Origin of the sequence: Paracoccus sp. PAMC 22219 (assembly GCF_000787695.1) — a bacterium.
GTDB lineage: Bacteria > Pseudomonadota > Alphaproteobacteria > Rhodobacterales > Rhodobacteraceae > Paracoccus.
Genome location: NZ_BBPH01000260.1, coordinates 1 through 2,831 on the forward strand (window position 1 = coordinate 1; position 2,831 = coordinate 2,831).

1 protein-coding gene and 2 pseudogenes are annotated in these 2,831 nt (G+C 68.2%); 1 reads left to right on the plus strand and 2 read right to left on the minus strand.

The annotated features are described in order from the left end of the window. Window positions 1–150: 150 nt before the first annotated feature. Window positions 151–741, plus strand: a pseudogene (gene phoB, locus TY51_RS19860) (phosphate regulon transcriptional regulator PhoB); the annotation flags it as partial. A 2-nt stretch (window positions 742–743) separates the two neighbouring features. Here the strand turns inward: phoB and TY51_RS19865 are convergent. Together TY51_RS19865 and TY51_RS19870 are read right to left on the minus strand one after the other, a co-directional pair. Further along, the gene (locus TY51_RS19865) at window positions 744–2,444 is read right to left on the minus strand and encodes an ABC transporter ATP-binding protein (RefSeq protein WP_042253078.1); all 1,701 of its coding nucleotides are present in this window, start codon (window positions 2,442–2,444) and stop codon (window positions 744–746) included. A gap of 8 nt (window positions 2,445–2,452) precedes the next feature. Continuing rightward, window positions 2,453–2,831 (minus strand): annotated as a pseudogene (locus TY51_RS19870) (ABC transporter ATP-binding protein); the annotation flags it as partial.

The following is a 2,831-nucleotide window of genomic DNA, read 5'->3' on the forward strand; positions in this document are numbered from 1 at the left end:
CTGCCCGGCAGGCCGGACAGCCTGACGTACCGGCACTGAGAACAGGACGGACGCCGTGACGAAACGCGCCTTGGTCATCGACGACCACCCGATCACCCATCTGGGCGCCAGCCGCCTGCTGCGCGATCTGGGCTATCGACCCGGTCGGCCATGGCCAACAACGGCGAGGACGCGCTGCTCTTGGTCGCGGCGGAGCAGCCGGACCTGATCGTGCTGGACTGGATGCTGCCGCGCGTGTCGGGCATCGAGGTCTGCCGCCAGGTCAAGGCCGACCCCGCGACCCGCAACATCCCGATCATCATGCTGTCGGCGCGCAGCGAGGAGGTCGACCGCGTCCGCGGCCTGGAGACCGGCGCCGACGACTATGTGGTCAAACCCTATTCGGTGGTGGAACTGCTGGCGCGCCTGCGCACGCAGCTGCGCCGCACCCGCCCCGCCACGATGGGCGAACGGCTGTCATTCGCCGACATCATCCTGGACGCCGCCGAACACCGGGTCTTCCGCGCCGGCCAGACGCTGCACCTGGGGCCCACCGAATTCCGGCTGCTGTCCACGATGATGGAAAAGCCCGGCCGCGTCTGGACGCGCGAACAGCTGCTGGACCGGGTCTGGGGCCGCGACATCTATGTCGACACCCGCACCATCGACGTCCATGTCGGCCGCCTGCGCAAAGCCCTCATGAAAAACGGCGGAGACGACCCCCTGCGCACCGTCCGAGGCGTCGGATACGCTCTGGGGTGACCCTAGGCCGCCAGCCCCGCATAGATGCCGCCCTGTGACAGCAGGTCGGCATGGGTGCCCATTTCCACCACGCGGCCCTGGTCCATGACCACGATGCGGTCGGCGTTGCGGATCGTGCCCAGCCTGTGGGCGATCACCAGCGTGGTGCGGCCCACCGACAGCGCGTCCAGTGCCGACTGGATCTCGCGTTCGGTCTGGCTGTCCAGGGCGCTGGTCGCCTCGTCCAGGATCAGGATCGGCGGGTTCTTCAGAAAGGCCCGCGCGATGGCCACGCGCTGTTTCTGCCCGCCCGACAGCATCACCCCGCGTTCGCCCACGATGGTGTCCAGCCCCTGCGGCAAGCCTTCGATCATTGCGGCCAGCTGCGCCTTGGCTGCGGCCTGCGCGACCTCCATGTCGGTGGCGTCCAGGCGGCCATAGGCGATGTTCTCGCGCAGCGTGCCGCCGAACAGGAACACGTCCTGGCTGACCAGCCCGATCTGGCGGCGCAGGCTGTGCAGGCGCATCGCGGGCAGGTCCAGCCCGTCGACGACGATGCGTCCCTCGCTCGGTTCATAGAACCGCGGCAGCAGCGCCAGCAGCGTGGTCTTGCCCGCCCCGGATGGGCCGACGAACGCCACGGTCTCGCCCGCGCGGATCGACAGATCGATCCCCGACAGGATCGGGCGGTCGGAGTCATAGGCAAATCCCACCCCCTCGAACCGGATGTCGCCGCGCAGCGCCGGGGCGTCGACCGCGTCCGGGGCGTCGGCGATTTCCGGTTCGGTGGCCAGCAGTTCCTGATAGCGCCGGAACCCGGCAATGCCGCGGGGATAGGTCTCGATCACGGCGGCGATCTTTTCCAGCGGGCGATAGAAGACGCCAACCAGCAGCAGGAAGCCCACGAAACCGCCCGTGGTCAGGTCGCCCGACAGAACGAACCCCGCGCCCATGACCATCACGATGACCTGCACCAGCCGCAGGCCCATGTATTGCAGTGCCGACGACGCGGCCATGACGCGATAGGCGTCCAGTTTCGCCTGGCGATAGCGGGCGTTGTCGGCGGCGAACAGGTGGCTTTCATGCGCCTCGTTGCCAAAGGCCTGCACGACGCGGACGCCCCCCAGAGTCTCCTCCAGCCGGACGTTGAAATCGCCCACGCGGGAATAGATCGCGCGCCAGGTCTGCGTCATGCGCCCGCCATAGACGATCACCAGCGCCAGCATGGCCGGCACGATCAGCGCCACGATGATCGCCAGTTGCGGGTTGATCCAGAACATCAGCAGGAACGCGCCCACGAAGGTCATCAGCGCGATGAAGGCGTCTTCGGGGCCGTGATGGGCGACCTCTCCGATCTCCTCCAGATCGCGGGTGACGCGGGCGACCAGCTTGCCGGTGCGCGCGCGGTCGTACCAGCGCCAGGACAGGCGCGTCAGGTGGTCGAAGGCGCGGGCGCGCATGGCGGTTTCGATGTTGATGCCCAGCTTGTGGCCCCAATAGATCACCACCGTCAGCAGGCCCGTGTTGACCACGTACAGCGCCAGCAGCCCGCAGGCGGCCGCCACCGTCAGCGTCCAGTCCCCCTGCGGAAGCAGGTGGTCGATGAAGGCGGTGACGGCCAGCGGAAAGGCCAGTTCCAGCAGGCCCGACACGACGGCGCAGCCGAAATCCAGCCAGAACAGGCCCAGATGCGGACGATAGTAGGAAAAGAAATCTTTCAGCATGCGGCCTCTCAGGCGGGAATGGCGACGGGGCGTCCGTCGGGGCGGGTCAGGACCTGCATCGGCAGGCCATAGATGTCGTGCAGCGTGTCGGGGCGCATCAGGCGTCCGGGCCGCCCTGCCAGACCAGCCGCCCGGCCTTGAGCGCCACGACATGGTCGCAGAAGCGCGCGGCCATGTTGACGTCATGCAGCACGATGACGGCGCTACGCCCCTGGTCGTGGCACATCGCGGCGACCAGGGCCAGCACCTCGACCTGGTGGGCGATGTCCAGCGCGCTGATCGGTTCGTCCAGCAGCAGGGTGCCCGCCTGTTGCGCGACCATCATGGCCAGCCAGACGCGCTGGCGTTCGCCGCCCGACAGGGTGTCGACCAAGCGGTCGGCAAAGG